This is a genomic window from Listeria cossartiae subsp. cossartiae (genome assembly GCF_014224155.1).
GTDB lineage: Bacteria > Bacillota > Bacilli > Lactobacillales > Listeriaceae > Listeria > Listeria cossartiae.
On the sequence record NZ_JAASUI010000001.1, the window covers coordinates 869,632 to 887,581 of the forward strand.

The 17,950-nt window shown below is 41.9% G+C and carries 24 protein-coding genes and 1 riboswitch; of the genes, 23 read left to right on the forward strand and 1 reads right to left on the reverse strand.

Annotation, left to right across the window (positions count from 1 at the left end; translation table 11 throughout):
- Positions 1-38: 38 nt before the first annotated feature.
- From HCJ30_RS04480 to cobC, 9 genes are all read left to right on the forward strand, one after another.
- Positions 39-518, forward strand: a complete 480-nt coding sequence (locus HCJ30_RS04480; RefSeq protein ID WP_185391136.1) for a precorrin-2 dehydrogenase/sirohydrochlorin ferrochelatase family protein — start codon at positions 39-41, stop codon at positions 516-518.
- A gap of 118 nt (positions 519-636) precedes the next feature.
- Positions 637-2,001, forward strand: coding sequence for a 4Fe-4S dicluster domain-containing protein (locus HCJ30_RS04485; protein WP_185391137.1), 1,365 nt, complete (start codon positions 637-639; stop codon positions 1,999-2,001).
- Positions 1,998-2,552, forward strand: coding sequence for a BMC domain-containing protein (locus HCJ30_RS04490; RefSeq protein WP_185391138.1), 555 nt, complete (start codon positions 1,998-2,000; stop codon positions 2,550-2,552). Before HCJ30_RS04485 ends, HCJ30_RS04490 begins: the two co-directional genes overlap by 4 nt.
- A gap of 146 nt (positions 2,553-2,698) precedes the next feature.
- Positions 2,699-3,049, forward strand: coding sequence for an ethanolamine utilization microcompartment protein EutS (gene eutS / locus HCJ30_RS04495; RefSeq protein ID WP_008947511.1), 351 nt, complete (start codon positions 2,699-2,701; stop codon positions 3,047-3,049).
- Between the two features lie 5 nt (positions 3,050-3,054).
- Positions 3,055-3,486, forward strand: coding sequence for a EutP/PduV family microcompartment system protein (locus tag HCJ30_RS04500; protein ID WP_008947512.1), 432 nt, complete (start codon positions 3,055-3,057; stop codon positions 3,484-3,486).
- Between the two features lie 24 nt (positions 3,487-3,510).
- On the forward strand, positions 3,511-4,260 hold the full coding sequence (cblS, locus tag HCJ30_RS04505) for an alpha-ribazole kinase (protein WP_185391139.1): 750 nt from the start codon (positions 3,511-3,513) through the stop codon (positions 4,258-4,260).
- Positions 4,257-4,814: a bifunctional adenosylcobinamide kinase/adenosylcobinamide-phosphate guanylyltransferase gene (gene cobU, locus HCJ30_RS04510; RefSeq protein WP_185391140.1), complete on the forward strand. Its 558-nt coding sequence runs from the start codon at positions 4,257-4,259 to the stop codon at positions 4,812-4,814. The genes cblS and cobU overlap by 4 nt, the downstream gene beginning before the upstream one ends.
- Before the next feature lies 1 nt (position 4,815).
- Complete coding sequence (cobS, locus tag HCJ30_RS04515; protein ID WP_185391141.1) at positions 4,816-5,562, forward strand: adenosylcobinamide-GDP ribazoletransferase; 747 nt, start codon at positions 4,816-4,818, stop codon at positions 5,560-5,562.
- Positions 5,563-6,138 (forward strand): alpha-ribazole phosphatase, encoded by a 576-nt coding sequence (cobC, locus tag HCJ30_RS04520; RefSeq protein WP_185391142.1) that lies wholly within the window; start codon positions 5,563-5,565, stop codon positions 6,136-6,138.
- 64 nt (positions 6,139-6,202) lie between these two features.
- Positions 6,203-6,393: riboswitch (cobalamin riboswitch) on the forward strand.
- A gap of 152 nt (positions 6,394-6,545) precedes the next feature.
- Here cobC and HCJ30_RS04525 read toward each other — a convergent pair.
- Positions 6,546-7,430, reverse strand: coding sequence for a PocR ligand-binding domain-containing protein (locus HCJ30_RS04525; RefSeq protein ID WP_185391143.1), 885 nt, complete (start codon positions 7,428-7,430; stop codon positions 6,546-6,548).
- A 302-nt stretch (positions 7,431-7,732) separates the two neighbouring features.
- Here HCJ30_RS04525 and pduA (HCJ30_RS04530) point away from each other — a divergent pair, with 302 nt between their 5' ends.
- The 14 genes from pduA (HCJ30_RS04530) to HCJ30_RS04595 are packed head-to-tail and all read left to right on the forward strand — an operon-like array spanning position 7,733 to position 17,947.
- Entirely contained in the window at positions 7,733-8,020 is a 288-nt protein-coding gene (gene pduA / locus HCJ30_RS04530; RefSeq protein ID WP_003719356.1) for a propanediol utilization microcompartment protein PduA, read from the forward strand.
- Positions 8,013-8,816, forward strand: coding sequence for a propanediol utilization microcompartment protein PduB (gene pduB, locus HCJ30_RS04535; RefSeq protein WP_185391144.1), 804 nt, complete (start codon positions 8,013-8,015; stop codon positions 8,814-8,816). Before pduA (HCJ30_RS04530) ends, pduB begins: the two co-directional genes overlap by 8 nt.
- Before the next feature lie 18 nt (positions 8,817-8,834).
- Positions 8,835-10,499 (forward strand): propanediol/glycerol family dehydratase large subunit, encoded by a 1,665-nt coding sequence (locus HCJ30_RS04540; RefSeq protein WP_008947521.1) that lies wholly within the window; start codon positions 8,835-8,837, stop codon positions 10,497-10,499.
- A gap of 37 nt (positions 10,500-10,536) precedes the next feature.
- Positions 10,537-11,196: a propanediol/glycerol family dehydratase medium subunit gene (locus HCJ30_RS04545; RefSeq protein ID WP_003721553.1), complete on the forward strand. Its 660-nt coding sequence runs from the start codon at positions 10,537-10,539 to the stop codon at positions 11,194-11,196.
- 16 nt (positions 11,197-11,212) lie between these two features.
- A complete protein-coding gene (locus tag HCJ30_RS04550; protein WP_185391589.1) occupies positions 11,213-11,725 on the forward strand; it encodes a diol dehydratase small subunit in 513 nt (170 codons plus the stop codon).
- Between the two features lie 44 nt (positions 11,726-11,769).
- Positions 11,770-13,590, forward strand: coding sequence for a diol dehydratase reactivase subunit alpha (locus HCJ30_RS04555; RefSeq protein WP_185391145.1), 1,821 nt, complete (start codon positions 11,770-11,772; stop codon positions 13,588-13,590).
- The gene (locus HCJ30_RS04560; protein WP_185391146.1) at positions 13,587-13,934 is read left to right on the forward strand and encodes a glycerol dehydratase reactivase beta/small subunit family protein; all 348 of its coding nucleotides are present in this window, start codon (positions 13,587-13,589) and stop codon (positions 13,932-13,934) included. Before HCJ30_RS04555 ends, HCJ30_RS04560 begins: the two co-directional genes overlap by 4 nt.
- 12 nt (positions 13,935-13,946) lie before the next feature.
- Entirely contained in the window at positions 13,947-14,393 is a 447-nt protein-coding gene (locus tag HCJ30_RS04565) for a BMC domain-containing protein (protein WP_185391147.1), read from the forward strand.
- A 25-nt stretch (positions 14,394-14,418) separates the two neighbouring features.
- Complete coding sequence (gene pduA / locus HCJ30_RS04570) at positions 14,419-14,694, forward strand: propanediol utilization microcompartment protein PduA (protein ID WP_003719364.1); 276 nt, start codon at positions 14,419-14,421, stop codon at positions 14,692-14,694.
- A 3-nt stretch (positions 14,695-14,697) separates the two neighbouring features.
- Positions 14,698-15,333, forward strand: a complete 636-nt coding sequence (locus HCJ30_RS04575; RefSeq protein ID WP_185391148.1) for a phosphate propanoyltransferase — start codon at positions 14,698-14,700, stop codon at positions 15,331-15,333.
- Positions 15,334-15,353: 20 nt separating this feature from the next.
- Positions 15,354-16,193 (forward strand): ethanolamine utilization protein EutJ, encoded by an 840-nt coding sequence (eutJ, locus tag HCJ30_RS04580; protein WP_185391149.1) that lies wholly within the window; start codon positions 15,354-15,356, stop codon positions 16,191-16,193.
- Positions 16,190-16,669, forward strand: coding sequence for a PduM family microcompartment protein (gene pduM / locus HCJ30_RS04585; protein ID WP_185391150.1), 480 nt, complete (start codon positions 16,190-16,192; stop codon positions 16,667-16,669). The genes eutJ and pduM overlap by 4 nt, the downstream gene beginning before the upstream one ends.
- 4 nt (positions 16,670-16,673) lie before the next feature.
- Positions 16,674-16,937 (forward strand): EutN/CcmL family microcompartment protein, encoded by a 264-nt coding sequence (locus HCJ30_RS04590; RefSeq protein WP_003736331.1) that lies wholly within the window; start codon positions 16,674-16,676, stop codon positions 16,935-16,937.
- A 14-nt stretch (positions 16,938-16,951) separates the two neighbouring features.
- Positions 16,952-17,947, forward strand: coding sequence for a cob(I)yrinic acid a,c-diamide adenosyltransferase (locus HCJ30_RS04595; RefSeq protein ID WP_185391151.1), 996 nt, complete (start codon positions 16,952-16,954; stop codon positions 17,945-17,947).
- Positions 17,948-17,950 lie beyond the last annotated feature (3 nt).

Below are 17,950 nucleotides of genomic sequence, written 5' to 3' on the forward strand. Positions count from 1 at the left end.
ATGTGTTAAAATGAAGAAAAATGAGCGGAGGTTTGCTGATGAAATATCCGATAATGCTTAATATTACAGGGAAAAAGGTGGTCATAATTGGTGGCGGAAAAGTGGCGCTTCGAAAAATAACCGGATTGCTAGATGCAGGTGCGGATATTTTGGTTGTCGGGTTAAATGTTTTGCCAGAGATCAAGTCGCTTAATGTACAGGTCGTGGAAGAAGCATATCGAGCGGCGCATCTTGAATCGGCGTTTATGATATTTATTTGCACAGATAATCCAGAAGTTAATCAACTAGTTTTGCATGACCGAGCAGCGGGACAGCTCGTGAACGATACGACCGACCAAGCAAATTCCGATTTTTTCAATATGGCAACAGTGACGAAAAATGAGCTGACGATTGGGATTTCAACGGGTGGAGGCAACCCAGGCTACGCAAAGCAAGTGAAGCAAGAAGTGAGCCAGTTAGTGGCCAATTTAGAAACAGAAGAAATTGCTAATCGTAATAAAAAAGATAAAACCTGCTAATTTTAGTAGGTTTTTTATTCTATTATATTGCTCTCTTTTAGGTTGCAAAATTTTACTATAGATTTTGGAATGTAAACGCTCTATCATTGAAGTATAATGAAAAACTATTAAGAGGGTGTTGAGCCAAATGTCCATTTTAGAAAAGATTAAAGATGCTGGCGTTGTTGGTTGTGGTGGAGCGGGCTTTCCGACCCATGCCAAATTTAGCGGCGAAGTGGAATATTTAATTATTAACGCAGCGGAATGTGAACCGCTACTAAAAACCGATCATTTTGTTATGAGAAACCATGCAGTAGAAACAATTAAAGCAATTGAAATGGTTAAAAGCCAAGTAGGTGCAGAATTTGCCGTTATCGCAACAAAACGGTATTACACAGCGGAAATTGCGGCATTACGTGCGGCAATTACGGAACTAGATGCAAGCGTGACAATTCATGAGATGGATAATGTCTATCCGACAGGTGACGAGCAAGTTATGGTATTTGAAGTAACTGGACGCGTTGTACCACCAAGCGGAATTCCTCTAATGGTTGGCTGTATCGTATCAAATGTTTCAACAATGTGGAACGTCTTTCACGCGATTCAAGATGATGCGCCAGTTATTCGTAAGCAATTAACAGTAACTGGGGCAGTTGGAGAGCCAAAACTATTAGATGTGCCAGTTGGAACGCCATTTGAAGTATGTTTAGCAGCTGCTGGCGGAACTAATTTAGCGGAGTATTTATTTTTAGACGGTGGACCAATGATGGGGAAACTAAACGACCAATCTACCATTGCGGAAAAAGTAGTAACGAAAACAACGTCTGGTTTGATTGTAGCAGAGGACACGGGCTACTTGCATAAACTGCACTATCAAACAGTCGAACAAATTTTTAACGAAACGAAATCAGCGTGTATTCAGTGTTCGCTTTGTTCGGATTTATGCCCAAGACAACAATTAGGTCACGATATTCATCCGCATAAAGTGATGCGTCATTTTGCGGTTGCGGAAGATATTTCGGATATTAAACCGGACCCGATTTGGGAAGAAGCGATGATCTGTTGTGAATGTGGGATTTGTGAAGTAATCGCTTGTCCGATGGGGCTTTCCCCGCGCCAAGTAAACATTCACGTGAAAAAAGAACTTTTAAAACAAGGTGTGCGCTACCAAACAGATAAGAAAGAATTTACACCAGATCCGATGCGCGAATATAAATCGATTGCACCAAAAAATATTTTAATCAAAATGGGCTTGCAGCAATATGCCGACGTTCATTTAGAAAAAATGCATTATTTAGATGTGGATGAAGTGTTTATCCCAACGAAAATGCATATTGGAGCACCGTCCATTCCGGTTGTCAGTGAAGGCGATATCGTGAAAAAAGGGGACTTGATAGCGAAGATTCCTGATACGGCACTTGGGGCAAACATCCATGCGAGCATTGATGGTCAAATTATCCGGATAACCGAAGAACAAGTTCATATTAAGAAGGTGATGTCATGAAAATGGATACGTTAGGGTTTCTCGAATTAAATAGTATTTCGAAAGGCATCGAATCGGTCGATACAATGCTAAAAGCGGCCAATTCTGAATTGATTTATGCCAAAGCAAGCTGTCCAGGAAAGTATTATATTTTAATTGCTGGAACAGTGGATTCAGTGGCACAATCGATTGAAGCTGGTACGAAAATTGGTGCGGCGAATATCGTTGGGAATCTAGTCATTCCACGTGTATCAGACCAAGTAATCAAAGCGATAAATAAAACAGAAGTACCGGACGAAATGAATGCGGTTGGCGTTATGGAATATTATTCTTGTTCTGGTTCAATTATTGCGGCCGATGCTGCGGTAAAAGCGGCCGATGTGCAGTTACTGGATATTCGTTTGGCAACTGGGATTGCTGGTAAATCATTCGTTGTTTTAACTGGTGATACGGCTGCATGTGAGGCGGCAGTAGAAGCTGGACTTGCGGCGGCTAAAGAAGAAGCACTGTTAATTAATAAAGTGGTTATTCCAAGACCGCGAAAAGAAGTTTTTGAGAGTTTAATCTATTAAAAAGATAACAATATATTGTCATGGAGTTTTTGGGGAAGGCACGCACTGACTGGAGTTGCGTGCCTTTTGGACAATCTGACAATAAAGTGGCGCTTAAATATGATAGGATTATTTTGAGATAGTTTGTCTAATGAGGAGTGAATAAAATGGGTTTTGATGATAATAAAGAACGTGTAATACAAGAATATGTACCAGGTAAACAGGTGACGCTTGCGCATTTAATCGCCAATCCGAACCGTGATATTTATACAAAATTAGGATTAGAAGACGGCGCAACTGCGATTGGGATTTTAACCATCACACCAAGTGAAGCTTCTATTATTGCAAGTGATATCGCGACAAAATCAGGCGACGTACAAATCGGATTTATTGATCGTTTCAGTGGTTCCGTGGTACTAACTGGCGATGTTTCTTCCGTTGAAGCTGCTTTACAACAAGTAGTATTTTCACTAAACGAAATTTTGGACTTCTCAATTCCAAAAATTACTAGGAGCTGAGTCGTTTGAAGAAAATGATGGTAATGGGCTCGGTCGGTTGTGGTAAAACGACACTGTGCCAAAAATTGCATGGTTACGATATTTTATATAAGAAAACACAAGCTGTGGAGTACTTTCAAGAGATGATTGATACTCCTGGTGAATTTGTACAACATAGACAACTTTACAGTGCGCTCACAGTGACGGCAGCAGATGCCTCCGTGATTGCGATTTTGCAAAGTGTTTCGGAGAAGAAGCAGACGTTTTCACCAATGTTTGCCAGTATTTTTGCTAAACCGGTTATTGGGATTGTCACAAAAGTGGATTTAGCGGAATCGGACAAGGACATTGAGCGAGCGGAGCGGGAATTACGCATGGCTGGCGCGAAGCATATTTTTTATATTTCTTCGGTGGATGAAACGGGAATTGAAGAACTTCGGGCATATTTGGAAGATTAAATTTAATTAAGTGGAGGTTTTTTTATGCCTCAAGTGAGGGATTTATCTGTAATTGATGTGCCAGGTGGTTGTATTTTGACGAGCTGTGATATTAGTGCTGGATTCGGCGAGAAAGCGCATGATGGCTTGATGGTCGCCCCGGAAGTGACAGCTCGTTTGACTTTGAGGGTTGCTCTAATGGAAATGATTGCTTCTGGTGCGGAAATTGTATCGGTTAGTGATGTTGTCGGAGCTGAAATGGAACCCACTGGCAGACGTGTCATCGCTGGACTAAAGGACGAACTTGCCAAGGCGAATTTAAGTCATATCGAATTAAATGGCAGTACAGAAGAAAATATGAAAGTAACTCAAACCAGCGTAGGAGTTCTTGTAACTGGTTTTGCGACTAAAGCTGCACTAAAGCTCGTGAATGTGCATGAAGCTGCGGTCTTATTTGCGTTTGGCGAACCGATTGTCGGGGCGGAAGTCTTGCAAAAAATGACGGAAATGCCAGACTATCGTTTAGTGAAAAAGTTGGTAGCACATAGCGCTGTGCTTGAAGTAGTACCGGTTGGTTCTAAAGGAATGGCATACGAGGCGAATCTTTTAGCGCGACTAAATGATGGCGTTTTTACTGCGAGTGATACTATTGGTGAAGAAATCATGAATAAAACTGCGGGACCGGCATCTGTTATTTTAGCTGCGGTTAAAACGGATGATGTAGCCGTATTTGAGCGGGAGTTCTTAGGGGCAAAACGGATAGGGGAGTTACGTGGAAGTGAGGAATGGACATGAGTGAAATGATGCTTGTAACTGGCGGGGCGAGGAGCGGTAAGAGTAGCTTTGCTGAAAAAGAGGCGGCCAAATTTAATCGTGTTTTATATGTGGCAACGGGCATTGCGTATGAGAATGATACGGAGTTTCAAGCCAGAATCCAAAAACATCAAGCAACTCGTCCAGCAAATTGGGATACATTCGAGAGTTTTCAAGGAATTGCCGCTTATTTGGATCAACATTCGAACCAATATGAGGTGATTATGCTTGATTGCGTGACGATGTTAGTCACTAATTTATTTTTCACTTTGCTTGGTGAGCGTGAATTGACGAATGAGATTGCCGATGAAGTCGAGGCGGAGATCCAGTCGGAGGTAGGCGCGATTTTAACAGCTGGTAAGAATTCTTCCGCTAAACTTATTTTTGTGACGAATGAAATTGGACTTGGTGTCGTGCCTGAAAATAAGCTTACGCGTGTTTTTAGGGATATTATTGGTCGAGTCAATCAGCAAATCGCGACTCAAGTAGAAGAAGTTTATTTTGTCGTAAGTGGCATTCCGAAAAGGTGGAAGTAATATGAAAACATTGATTTTATTAATTCAATTCTTTACGCGAATTCCGCTACCTATTCAAATAAATATGGATGAAATTAACTTGAAAAAAGGGAGTGCTTTGCTGCCGCTTGTCGGAGTGATTATTGGCGCTTGGAATTGGCTTATTTTTACTTTGGTGGCGCTTGTTATGCCATTGCCGGTTGCGATTATTGTGGGGCTTTTTGCGGAGATTATCATTACAGGCGGATTCCATGTGGATGCACTGGCGGATACGGCGGATGGGCTTTTTTCTTCGCGTAAAAGGGAGCGGATGCTAGAAATTATGAAAGATAGTCGCGTTGGTGCGAACGGTGTGATTGCGATTTGCTTTTATTTTCTTTTTTACGGCGCTTTATTCCTGTCTGTCCCTGATGTACAGCAAATTGGCTGGCTATTTTTCGTATTACCGATTGTGGCAAAAGGTGTAACGATGTTGCTTTTTGCAAAAATGACGTATGCGGGATCAAAAGAGGGGCTGGGTTCGATTTTTCTAGGAGTTCCTTGGTGGCCGATTGTGATTGCGCAAGTGATTGTGTTAGTAGCGCTAGGGCTATTTTTCTCTTATATTGGCGTCATTGCTTATGCTGGCGTGGTTTTTTTTACGGTGATTTACCGCGCGTTTGTTTATAAGCGGATTGGTGGTATGAACGGAGATACGCTTGGTGCGGGTGGGCAAATGGGGCAACTTGTCGGTTTATTTTGTTTAGTGCTGCTTTGGGGGTTGATGTAAATGCAACTTATTTTTGTGCGACACGGCGAAACGGACTGGAATGTGGCGAAAAAGTATTGTGGACAGCTGGATGTTGCTTTAAATGAACATGGTGTTCGGCAAATGGAGCAGCTCCGCGAAAAGCTTGGCAAGTACTCGGTCGATTTAGTTGTGACGAGTGATCTTACACGAGTGAAGCAGTCAGCGAATATTTTAAGTAATGCAAAGACGCTTCGATTTTCGACATTGAATGAAATGGATTTCGGTGATTTTGAAGGTTATACGTATCAGGAAATTAGCGCGAAGTTTCCAGAAGCTTGGGATGAATACTGTAATAATTGGCAAACCGCCTTATTTCCAAATGGGGAAAGTTTTCCGATTTTTTATGAGCGAGTGGTTACGATATTGGAAGCAGAAATGGAAAAATGGCAGCAGCATGATACGGTATTGCTCGTCGGTCATCTGGGTGTTTTACGGGTCATTGCGCTTTTTTTGCAAAAACAAACAATAGCACAATATTGGGATATCGATTTTAAGCAAGGGTGTTATTCGCTCTGGGACAATCAGTCTCAACGTTTTCTTATTTCTAATCAATAGTAGATTTTTGTTGTTTCAGCTGAAAGTGCCTTTTTTGTAAGCGCTTTGTGGTAAGATGTAAGTAGTTAAATAGGTCTTATGTTGGTGGAATGTATTTGCATTTCTGAAAGAGGAATTCGGTGCGATGCCGAAACTGCCCCCGCAACTGTAAGGTGGACAAGAATTGAGGTAGCCACTGTGCGCATTTGGCGTATGGGAAGGTTCAATTGTTGGATGAAGCCAAGTCAGGATACTCGCCAAATAAGCCGGAAGCAACTCTTTTTCGGGGTCCTAAAAAGCGTATGCGGGTAGTGTAGCTTTTTTGCTATGCATAAACTCTCATTCGATAATGGATGAAAGTTTTTTTGTTTTTCAGGCAACAAAAAAGTCATATTCGAAATTACTAGAACATGACTTTTGGAAAATACTTATTTTAACGTTTCTCGGTAGCCTTTAGGAGTTACATCAAATTCTTTGCGGAAGACTTTGCAGAAATAGCTCGTTTGTGTGAAACCTAGATTACGAGCAATATTATCAATCGACCAGCGCGGATTTTTCAGCATCTCTTTCGCAAGGGACATTTTCTTTTGATTCACGTAGTTGATAAAGTTGACATTCATTTCTTTTTTGAAAAGTTTGCTGAAATAGTAGGAACTAAGGTATACGTGACTTGCTACTTCATCAAGTGTGATCGGACGGTTAAGGTTTTTCTCGATATACTTGAGGGCTTTCCGGATTTCTTTGTTATCTTCATGATGTGCTACTTTTGTATGATGGAAAGCGATTTTTTGCTTTTGTTCTTCCCGGCTCTTTTCCATTTCGGATTTCAAGTAATACTGGGAAATAATTGTAAGCATTTCGGCAGAAGAGTTGATTTTTTTGGAGCTGAAAACAGGGACAGAGCGAAACGCGGAAATAAGTTCTTTGTCGTTTTTCCAATCGGTTTCTTCTGTTTGGATATTGCCAACTTCGCTACTTTCTTCACAAATAACCTGGCCACTGAGTAAAAATCCACTAAGTTGATTCTCGACGACGATGGGGACTGAAAAATCGGTTAATCCGGCGTGGCATCGATAAATTAACGGCTTTCCGGTTTTGGAGGCTTCCAGACCACCAAACATATCACATTTTTGGCAAAGGGAGCGATATTTGGGGTTGGAGCGAATAAGTTGGCAAAAAGGAGTAAAGTTACATAATCTAGAAACTTCGGTACCGTGTATATCTACAACAACTGAGGCTAAACTGGTTGCGGCTGAGAACTCATCCATCACTTTTTCAATGAGCATTTCGTTGCTTTTGGACTGTAGTAACATAGCTATTCCCCTTTCGGCGATACTTGGCGTGTTTCTGTCGTTCTTAGTATAGCATATTTATAATGCGCTTACATTTTCTTGCCATGAAGATAACAATATATTGCTAAGACTAATTTCATAAAGGGAAGCCCAAACCATGCACTGCTGGATGGCTTTTTGTCGTTATTTTTTTTGAAGGCGCAAAATTGTGTTAAAACACGATTGGCGTCTTCTTTTTTTCTGCTTGGAAGCGGCAACTATTTATACGACAGATTGCCTATACTGAGAGAGTAAAATACTTATTTTGAGAAGGAGGTACACCCATGCAAGAAGCACTAGGCTTAGTTGAAACTAAAGGGCTAGTCGGCGCCATTGAAGCCGCTGACGCCATGGTTAAATCAGCTAATGTAACATTAACAGGGTACGAAAAAATCGGATCTGGACTCGTTACTGTGATGGTTCGAGGGGATGTTGGTGCGGTTAAAGCGGCAACAGAAGCTGGGGCTGCAGCAGCAAGAAATGTAGGTACCGTGATGAGTACGCATGTTATTCCTCGTCCGCATACAGATGTGGAAGAAATTTTACCAGTGAGGGTGAAGTCAGATGAGTGAGCAAAATAAACTGATTGACGAAATTCTAAAACAGGTAATGGAAACAGTTAATGATGCCCCGGAAAAACTAGTAGAGGATGGAGGATCACGTCAAATGAGTGAAAAAGCAATTCAATTAACAGAGTTTGTAGGAACAGCAATTGGAGATACAATCGGCCTAGTGATTGCGAATGTAGACGGACAACTTTTAGAAGCAATGAAGCTTGAGAAGTCGTATCGTTCTATAGGTATTTTAGGAGCCCGTACTGGTGCAGGCCCACATATTATGGCTGCGGATGAAGCAGTGAAAGCAACGAATACAGAAGTAGTAAAAATCGAATTACCACGAGATACAAAAGGCGGCGCAGGTCACGGTTCTTTAATTATCTTCGGTGGTGATGATGTTTCAGACGTTAAACGTGCAGTGGAAGTGGCACTGAATGAATTAGATAAAACTTTTGGCGATGTTTACGGCAACGAAGCTGGACACATCGAACTTCAATATACGGCTCGCGCAAGTCACGCGCTTAATACAGCGTTTGGCGCACCAGTAGGGAAAGCATTCGGACTTATGGTCGGTGCTCCAGCTGGAATTGGTGTTGTAATGGCTGATACTGCAGTGAAATCCGCTAACGTAGATGTTGTTGCATATTCTTCACCAGCGGATGGAACAAGTTTCTCCAATGAAGTAATTCTTTGTATTTCTGGAGATTCTGGCGCAGTTCGTCAAGCAGTTATTTCTGCACGTGAAATTGGTAAAAAATTACTTGGAGCTTTAGGGGATGAACCGAAAAATGATCGTCCATCCTACATTTAGAACGGAGGGTAACGACTGATGAAATCAAAACGCTTTGAAGAGTTAGCAAAACGCCCGGTCAATCAAGATGGTTTTGTAAAGGAATGGATTGAAGAAGGCTTAATCGCAATGGAAAGCCCGAATGATCCAAAGCCAAGCATTAAAATAGAAAATGGCAAAGTAGTCGAAATGGACAGTAAAAAACTAGCTGACTTTGACTTAATTGACCATTTTATCGCGAAATATGGCGTCGATTTATCTCGCGCGGAAGAAGTTATGCAAATGGATTCGGTGAAGTTAGCCAATATGCTTTGCGACCCAAATGTACCACGAGAAAAAATCGTTTTACTTACAACAGCTATGACACCGGCAAAAATAGTAGAAGTAGTTTCACAAATGAACGTTGTCGAAATGATGATGTCAATGCAAAAAATGCGCTCACGTAGAACGCCAACAACCCAAGCCCACGTAACTAATTTGCGTGATAATCCTGTTCAAATTGCAGCCGATGCAGCAGAAGCGGCAATTCGTGGCTTTGATGAGCAAGAAACAACGGTTGCAGTAGTTCGTTACGCACCTTTTAACGCGCTTAGCTTATTAGTTGGTTCGCAAACGGGGCGCGGTGGCGTATTAACGCAATGTTCGCTGGAAGAAGCAACAGAATTAGAACTCGGTATGCGTGGTTTAACTTGTTACGCTGAAACGATTTCTGTTTATGGTACGGAGCCTGTATTTACAGACGGAGATGATACACCTTGGTCTAAAGGTATTTTGGCAAGTGCATACGCGTCTCGCGGTTTGAAAATGCGTTTCACATCTGGAACTGGTTCTGAGGTTCAAATGGGTTATGCAGAAGGAAAATCAATGCTTTATCTTGAATCTCGCTGTATTTTCATTACGAAAGCGGCTGGGGTTCAAGGATTACAAAATGGTTCGATTAGTTGTATCGGAATTCCAGGTGCTGTACCAAGTGGTATTAGAGCAGTTCTTGCAGAGAATTTAATTGCCGTTATGTTAGATCTAGAAGTTGCTTCTGGAAATGACCAAACATTCTCGCACTCGGATATTCGTCGTACAGCTCGTTTACTGATGCAATTTTTACCAGGAACAGATTATATTTCCTCTGGTTATAGCGCAACGCCTAACTACGATAATATGTTTGCTGGTTCGAACTTTGATGCAGATGACTTTGATGATTACAATATTTTACAACGTGATTTAAAAGTAGACGGTGGGTTAACACCGGTTACCGAAGAAGAAGTCGTTGCAGTTAGAAATAAAGCAGCTCGCGTTATTCAAGCAGTTTTTGACAAATTAGGTCTTCCAGAAGTAACGGATGCAGAAGTAGAAGCAGCAACGTATGCGCGTGGAAGTAAAGATATGCCAGAACGTAACATGGTAGAAGATATTAAAGCAGCCGCTGAAATGATGGACCGCGGTGTGACTGGTCTGGATGTTGTTAAAGCGCTATCTGCTGGTGGATTCGATGATGTTGCCGAAAGTGTACTAAACATGCTGAAACAACGTGTATCTGGTGACTTCCTTCATACGTCAGCCATCATTGACAAAGATTGGAATGTCATTAGTTCTGTCAATGATTTAAATGATTACGCAGGTCCAGGAACTGGTTATCGCTTAGAGGGCGAACGCTGGGAGAAATTAAAAGATATTGCTGTTGCAGTCGATGCAAACGAATTAGACTAAGCTACTTCCCATTTTTTATAAAGGAGGATTACGAGACATGGTTGAAATTAACGAAAAAGTGCTTCGTGGAATTATTTCGGAAGTGCTAGATGAATTACAGCTAAAAGAAGATAAAGTTTCTTTCCAAAAAGAACAACCAAGTGTTGCGGTTTCAGACGAAAGCTTTTTAACAGAAGTTGGGGACGCGAAGCCGGGTAGACAAAAAGATGAAGTTGTTATTGCAGTCGCGCCAGCTTTTGGTAAATATCAAACGAAAAACATTGTCGGTGTTCCACATAAGCAAATTTTACGAGAAGTGATTGCAGGTATTGAAGAAGAAGGGTTGAAAGCGCGCGTGGTTCGTGTGTTCCGTTCTTCTGACGTAGCGTTCGTCGCAGTGGAAGGCGACAAATTAAGTGGTTCCGGCATTTGTATCGGCATTCAGTCGCGCGGTACAGCATTAATCCACCAAAAAGATTTACAACCACTTTCTAACTTAGAGCTATTCCCGCAAGCACCATTAATTACACTAGAAACATACCGAGCAATTGGTAAAAATGCGGCGAAATATGCCAAAGGGGAATCACCAAACCCAGTGCCAATGGTAAACGATCAAATGGCACGTCCGAAATTCCAAGCCAAAGCAGCTTTACTTCATATCAAAGAAACAAAACATGTTGTTCAAGGGAAAAACGCAGTCGAATTACAAGTAAACTAATAGTGAGGTGAAAATGATGAATCAAGAAGCACTAGAAAATATGGTTAGAAATATTTTGCAAGAAGTAAATAGTGGGGCTGTATCAACAACTACTTCTCAAAAAGTAAGCGGAGATACATTGACTGTTCGCGATTATCCACTCGGAACGAAACGTCCAGAACTTGTAAAAACATCGACATCAAAATCATTAGACGACATTACGTTGAAAAGTGTTTTAGATGGCACAATCAAACCGGAAGATGTTCGGGTAACAGCGGAAACACTTAAAATGCAAGCACAAGTAGCCAGAGATGCAGGACGTGCAACGCTTGCGAATAACTTCGAACGTGCGGCGGAATTAACAATAGTTCCAGATGAGCGTATTTTAGAAATTTATAATGCGATGCGTCCTTATCGTTCCTCGAAAGAAGAGCTACTTGCGATTGCGGATGAACTGGAAAATGTGTATCATGCAACGATTTGTTCTAGTTATGTTCGTGAAGCAGCACAGCTTTATCAAGAGCGTAAGAAACTAAAAGGCGATAATTAAAATTCACCTTTGCTCGCGATTATGTAGGAAATGCGGTGAAATGAATGAAATATATGGCAGGTATTGATATCGGGAACTCAACAACGGAAGTGGCGCTTGCGATAGCAAACTCTGGAGGTAACGCCGAGTTTGTCGCGAGTGCTATTACGGACACAACTGGTATCAAAGGAACGAAACAAAATCTTCATGGGATTTTTAAAGCGTTGCGACTTGCTTTAGAGAAAGTAAATGCAACAACAGCTGATTTGCTAGAAATTCGTATTAATGAGGCGACACCCGTGATTGGTGATGTGGCAATGGAAACAATTACGGAGACGATTATTACGGAATCCACGATGATTGGGCATAACCCAAAAACACCAGGTGGACTTGGGATGGGATCAGGTATGACTGTATTTTTAGACGAAGTTACATCTAAGTCAAAAGATGCTGATTATATTGTGATTATCCCAAAAACAGTCGACTTTGAAGATGCAGCACAGCAGATTAATGCGTATGCCGATGGTGGTTACAAAATAACGGCGGCAATTCTCCAAGCTGATGACGGGGTTCTCGTGCATAATCGACTAAACCATAAAATCCCGATTGTTGATGAAGTTGGTTTTATTGATAAAGTCCCAGTTGATATGCTAGCGGCTGTTGAAGTTGCGGCTCCCGGAAAAGTCATTGAAACCATTTCGAATCCATATGGTATTGCGACGGTGTTTCATTTAAGTTCGGATGAAACGAAAAATATTATTCCTGTTGCGCGTGCTTTAATTGGAAACCGTTCGGCAGTTGTGATTAAAACGCCGGAGGGTGATGTGAAAGCGAGAACCATTCCAGCGGGGCATATTGAACTTGAATCGGGTTCGCGAACCTTGCGTGTCAATGTAGCTGAAGGCTCTGAGAAAATCATGCAAGCCATTATGTCGCTTCCAAAACTCGACAATGCTAGCGGAGAACCTGGAACCAATATCGGTGGTATGCTGGAAAAAGTGCGCCAAACCATGGCTGGGCTAACCGATAAATTACCAGCAGACATTTTTATTCAAGATTTGCTTGCGGTAGATACGTTTGTCCCCGTAGATGTTCAAGGAGGTCTCGCCGGAGAATTTTCGATGGAACAAGCCGTTGGAATTGCCTCGATGGTTAAAAGTGATCATTTACAAATGGCAGCAATCGCCTCAGAAATCGAACAAGAACTACAAGTAACGGTCAAAATTGGCGGGGCAGAAGCAGAGGCAGCAATCCTTGGCGCACTCACTACCCCCGGAACCAATACGCCACTTGCCATTTTAGATTTAGGCGCTGGTTCCACAGATGCCTCGATTATTAATGGAAAAGGGGAAATTATCGCAACTCATTTAGCCGGTGCAGGTGATATGGTAACGATGATTATCCAGTCAGAAATTGGCCTCGAAGACCGTTATTTAGCAGAAGATATTAAAAAATACCCGCTTGCTAAAGTCGAAAGTATTTTCCACATTCGGCATGAAGATGGCACGGTCCAATTTTTCGATACGCCGCTTTCTCCAAGCGTTTTTGCCAAAGTGGTAATTGTAAAACCAGATGGCTTTACACCAATTCCGGGTGATGTGTCCATCGAAAAAATTAAATTAATTCGTCGTTCCGCAAAAGAGCGTGTCTTTGTAACGAATACCATTCGCGCATTAAAATATGTCAGCCCAACTGGGAACATTCGAGATATTCCATTTGTTGTTATTGTTGGAGGATCAGCCCTTGATTTTGAGATTCCGCAATTAATAACCGATGCACTTTCTCATTATTCGCTCGTTGCTGGCCGTGGAAATATTCGTGGCAAAGAAGGCCCTAGAAATGCTGTTGCGACAGGCTTAATTCTATCAGGAGGTGCAGAAGCATGATTCCAGTTGTAAGTAAGCCAGCTATTTACTTTCATGCAGATGTAAACGCGAATCCAGATAGTATTAAACAAATTTTATTTGGAATAGAAGAAGAAGGCATTCCGTGCGAGTTAGAAATTATGCCTTTAAAAGAAGAAGTACAAGCCGCATTTCGAGCATCCGCGAGTTCTCCACTCTTGGTCGGTATTACGCTGAAAAATGATCATTTAGTGATTCATTATCGCAATTTGCCACCAGATAAACCGCTGTTTTCGGAATATCGTTTTTGTGCAGCACCACTAGAAAAACAGCGCAATATGGGAATGAATGCGGCTCGGCTCGTTAAGGGTGTACCTTTTAAATAAGGAGGTGAAGGAATGCATCAAGCAATTGGAATGATTGAGATTAAAGGACTTGCCTCAGCGATTACAGTAGCAGATACAATGGCTAAAGTAGCAAATATCCAACTCGTCGACACGGAAACAGCGAAAGGATTTGGCTGGATTACCGTGAAAGTGGAAGGGGATGTTGCGGCAGTAAACGCGGCACTTGAAGCAGGCGAACAAACCGCAATAGCCTCAGACAGCTTTATTGCGAAAAAAGTCATTCCTCGACCAGGGGAAGAGATTTTTACAGTATTTTGGCCGAAAGAAGACGAAGCGCCAGAAAAACTGGTGGAAAAAGAAGTAATCATCGAACCGGAGAAAGTAGCTGAACCCGAAGTAACGGCAGAAGCGACTTGTAATTTATGTCACGATCCACTATGCCCACGGGTAAAAGGTGATCCAAGACAAGATTGTATCCATTTTGAAGAAGAGAAATAAACCTAATTTTGAGGAGGAAATAATAATGAATAACGCACTTGGAATGATTGAAACTAAAGGACTTGTTGGCGCAATTGAAGCAGCTGACGCAATGGTAAAAGCAGCAAACGTATCACTTGTAGGTTATGAAAAAATCGGCTCTGGACTTGTAACTGTCATGGTTCGCGGCGATGTTGGCGCAGTTAAAGCAGCAACAGATGCAGGCGCAGCAGCAGCTCGTAATGTTGGAGAAGTTCAATCCATCCACGTTATCCCACGTCCACACAATGATGTAGAAACGTTGCTACCAAAAGGTTTATAAGCCGTGGAAAGAGAAGAACTAAAAGCGATAATCAAGCAAATAGTTACAGATAAATTTAGTGGTGTGGCCACAGAGATTCCAATTGGAGTCTCTAACCGCCACATTCATCTCACAGAAAAAGACTACAATCAACTTTTTCCAAATGAACCTATTCAAGTGAAAAAATGGCTCAAACAACCGGGTGAATTTGCCGCCGAGCAAACACTTACCGTTGTTTCGGAAAAAGGGGAATTGAATCGTGTCCGGATTTTAGGTCCACTTCGGAAATTTTCGCAAGTAGAACTTTCTAAAACGGATGCTAGAATGCTTGGAATGAAGGTTCCAATTCGTGTTTCCGGAGATATTGAAGGAACGCCGGGAATTAAACTTGTTTCTAAACATAGCGAACTCTCTTTACCAAAAGGGGCAATTGTCGCGAAACGCCACATCCATTTACCAGAGAGTGTGGCGAATGAATATGGCGTAAAACAAGGCGATGAAGTTTCTGTACTAGTAGGTTCAAAAATGCGCAGTCTCGTTTTAAATCATTGTACAATTCGGGTAAATAATCAATTTATTCCAGAAATGCATATTGATACAGATGAAGCGAATGCGGCAGATATTGCTGGCACGAGCTTTGCAAAAATAATCAAGTCGTGACGAGATAAGGAGGTGGGAAAATGGATATTTTACAAACAGCCAATGAACGGATGGAACAGCTAGCCGCGCTAATGAATAAAGATATCGAACAAAAAATTCCAGCTGGAAAAAAAGTGAAAGTTGGCGTCGATTTGGGTACTTCTTCGATTGTGTTTGTTGTGCTAGATGAGGATAATGTGCCGCTTTTTGGTGCATTTGAATTTGCGGATGCCGTTCGCGATGGCCTCGTTGTTAATTACCGCGAGTCTGTCGAAGTTGTAAAAAGACTGAAAGACCGCGCAGAAAAATGCCTAGGAATAAGTTTAACGCATGCTTCTGGAGCCATCCCACCAGGTACAATCGGAAATAATAAAAAAGTAGTTGCGAATGTCATCGAAAGTGCTGGAATGGAAGCACTTTACACGATTGATGAACCAACTGCGGCAGCGGCAGTGCTAGATTTACAAAATGGTGCAGTTGTTGATGTCGGCGGTGGTACAACTGGAATTAGTGTGTTTGAAAATGGTGAAGTCATTTATACCGCAGATGAACCAACAGGCGGAACGCATATGACGCTTGTTCTCGCTGGATATTACGGTGTTCCAGTAGAAGAAGCCGAGAAGAATAAACGCGCGCGAAAAGATTCAAGCGAGCATTTTTCAGTGATGCGCCCTGTGGTGGAAAAAATGGCAGAAATTACCCGCGTTCATCTCGAAAAATCTCCCTCAGAACCACTTTATATTGTTGGCGGAGCATCGGCTTATAGTCAGTTCAAGGATACGTTTGAAAGCTATTTGAAGATGCCTGTTTTTCAACCTAATTATCCGCAGTATGTCACGCCTCTTGGTATTGCCATGAGTTCAGGGAGCGGAAATTTATGATCGAAAAATTAGTAAAAATCATTGTCCAACGCTTGAAACTTCGTGCCGCGAATAAAACTTCAATAGCTATTAGCAAAATCCCACGCGATCCAATTGCTATTTTTATCGAAAGTGGAACGGTTCGGTTAACACAAGTGAATAAGCATTTTCTTGAGCGGATTCTTGGTGGGAATCGAGCAGAATCACTCACTACTTGGCTGGAAATAGCAGCAGATTATGGGATTAGCATTGAGCTGGAATTGTATGATAATGGCGAACCTTGGCTAGATTATGCGATGCTTTCTCAGCTGGATTTTCCCGTTTTCACAAGTACTGGTGAGCGACTTTTTCATGCAGGCGGTCAAGTGATTTGTTACAGCGATAGCGCATTAATCCCAAGCGGAAGTACACTTTGCAAATTTAAAAAGCAGCTTATTACACCGCTTGCAAAGGAATATTTAACGAAAAATAATATTGCAGTGCGGGAAAGGCAGTGACGTTATGTTTATGGCGAAAATTACTGGCAGCGTAGTCTCGACGAAAAAAGAAGACTCGCTTACTGGTAAAAAATTAATGATTGTACAACCAGTTGACGCAAACGGGGAGCATGTGCGCTCAGAAGAAGTGGCTTGTGACTCTGTTGGCGCGGGGATTGGCGAATATGTGCTTGTTGCTCGTGGAAATGCAGCTAGAAGTGTTTTTGCGGAACCAAATAGTGCGATTGATTCGGCAATTATTGCAATTGTCGATAGTTTTGATAAGTAAGGAGTGAATAACTCATGAGTATTTATACAAAAACCGGCGATAAGGGTACGACGGCACTATTTGATGGAAATCGTGTGAAAAAATATGATGACCGTGTCGAAACATATGGCTCGTTTGATGAGCTTAATGCGGAAATAAGTGTGGCCGAAAAATTCGTTACTTCTGCTGAAAACAAGTCTTTGCTTAGAAACGTTGAGCGTCAGTTGTTCTATGTTTGCGCAGAACTTGCAACAGAACACGAATCTGCCCTCGCTAGCAAAATTGTCATTACAGAAAACGATATTAACGAACTCGAAAAAGTGATTGACGCCTATACAGCAAAGTTACCGAAAGTTGATAGTTTTGTTTTACCGGGATCAAGCACGGCGGGAGCATTTCTTCATAGCGCCCGGACGGTTGCTAGACGTGGCGAGCGATTATTAGTTCGTTTATCAGAACAAACAGTTGTCCGCAATGAGTTATTAAAATTCGTCAACCGTTTATCTGATTTCTTGTATATCCTTGCGCGCGAAGAAGATTTTAGGCAGATGCTCGATAAAGCAACCAAGCTCATTGTAGCAAAATACTTAGAGCAGACAGGGCAAGAAAAGCCGATTTCAACCGATTTATCATTTTCCTTTTGTGAAAAACTGATGCATCAAGTTTGTATCGTTTCCGAAGAAATTGGTGTCCCAGTCACACTCGCCATTGTCGATGCGCACGGCAATCCTAGATTTAATTATCGGATGGAGCATGCCCTTTTAGTAAGTGCAGAACTGGCGACGAAAAAAGCATATTCTGCTGTGGCAATGAAAACAAGTACAGAAAAATTAGCAGAAGCAGTTCAGCCGGGAGCCCCACTTTACCAATTAGAAACGCTGACAAATGGTGACATTGTTACTTTTGGCGGCGGCGTTCCAATTTACGGAAAAGATGGAGCGATTATTGGTGGCATGGGGATTAGCGGTGGATCAGTGGAAGAAGATATCCACATTGCAAAAAAAGCATTATCAATGATAGAGAAGGGGTAATTC

Coding starts and splice junctions, on each gene's coding strand:
- cblS (WP_185391139.1), top strand. CDS start 3,511: ATGCCTCAAGTGAGGGATTTATCTGTAATTGATGTGCCAGGTGGTTGT.
- HCJ30_RS04480 (WP_185391136.1), top strand. CDS start 39: ATGAAATATCCGATAATGCTTAATATTACAGGGAAAAAGGTGGTCATA.
- eutJ (WP_185391149.1), top strand. CDS start 15,354: ATGGATATTTTACAAACAGCCAATGAACGGATGGAACAGCTAGCCGCG.
- cobS (WP_185391141.1), top strand. CDS start 4,816: ATGAAAACATTGATTTTATTAATTCAATTCTTTACGCGAATTCCGCTA.
- HCJ30_RS04525 (WP_185391143.1), bottom strand. CDS start 7,430: ATGTTACTACAGTCCAAAAGCAACGAAATGCTCATTGAAAAAGTGATG.
- pduA (WP_003719364.1), top strand. CDS start 14,419: ATGAATAACGCACTTGGAATGATTGAAACTAAAGGACTTGTTGGCGCA.
- HCJ30_RS04545 (WP_003721553.1), top strand. CDS start 10,537: ATGGTTGAAATTAACGAAAAAGTGCTTCGTGGAATTATTTCGGAAGTG.
- HCJ30_RS04590 (WP_003736331.1), top strand. CDS start 16,674: ATGTTTATGGCGAAAATTACTGGCAGCGTAGTCTCGACGAAAAAAGAA.
- eutS (WP_008947511.1), top strand. CDS start 2,699: ATGGGTTTTGATGATAATAAAGAACGTGTAATACAAGAATATGTACCA.
- pduM (WP_185391150.1), top strand. CDS start 16,190: ATGATCGAAAAATTAGTAAAAATCATTGTCCAACGCTTGAAACTTCGT.
- cobC (WP_185391142.1), top strand. CDS start 5,563: ATGCAACTTATTTTTGTGCGACACGGCGAAACGGACTGGAATGTGGCG.
- HCJ30_RS04490 (WP_185391138.1), top strand. CDS start 1,998: ATGAAAATGGATACGTTAGGGTTTCTCGAATTAAATAGTATTTCGAAA.
- HCJ30_RS04550 (WP_185391589.1), top strand. CDS start 11,213: ATGAATCAAGAAGCACTAGAAAATATGGTTAGAAATATTTTGCAAGAA.
- pduA (WP_003719356.1), top strand. CDS start 7,733: ATGCAAGAAGCACTAGGCTTAGTTGAAACTAAAGGGCTAGTCGGCGCC.
- HCJ30_RS04595 (WP_185391151.1), top strand. CDS start 16,952: ATGAGTATTTATACAAAAACCGGCGATAAGGGTACGACGGCACTATTT.
- HCJ30_RS04555 (WP_185391145.1), top strand. CDS start 11,770: ATGAAATATATGGCAGGTATTGATATCGGGAACTCAACAACGGAAGTG.
- HCJ30_RS04565 (WP_185391147.1), top strand. CDS start 13,947: ATGCATCAAGCAATTGGAATGATTGAGATTAAAGGACTTGCCTCAGCG.
- HCJ30_RS04560 (WP_185391146.1), top strand. CDS start 13,587: ATGATTCCAGTTGTAAGTAAGCCAGCTATTTACTTTCATGCAGATGTA.
- cobU (WP_185391140.1), top strand. CDS start 4,257: ATGAGTGAAATGATGCTTGTAACTGGCGGGGCGAGGAGCGGTAAGAGT.
- HCJ30_RS04540 (WP_008947521.1), top strand. CDS start 8,835: ATGAAATCAAAACGCTTTGAAGAGTTAGCAAAACGCCCGGTCAATCAA.
- pduB (WP_185391144.1), top strand. CDS start 8,013: ATGAGTGAGCAAAATAAACTGATTGACGAAATTCTAAAACAGGTAATG.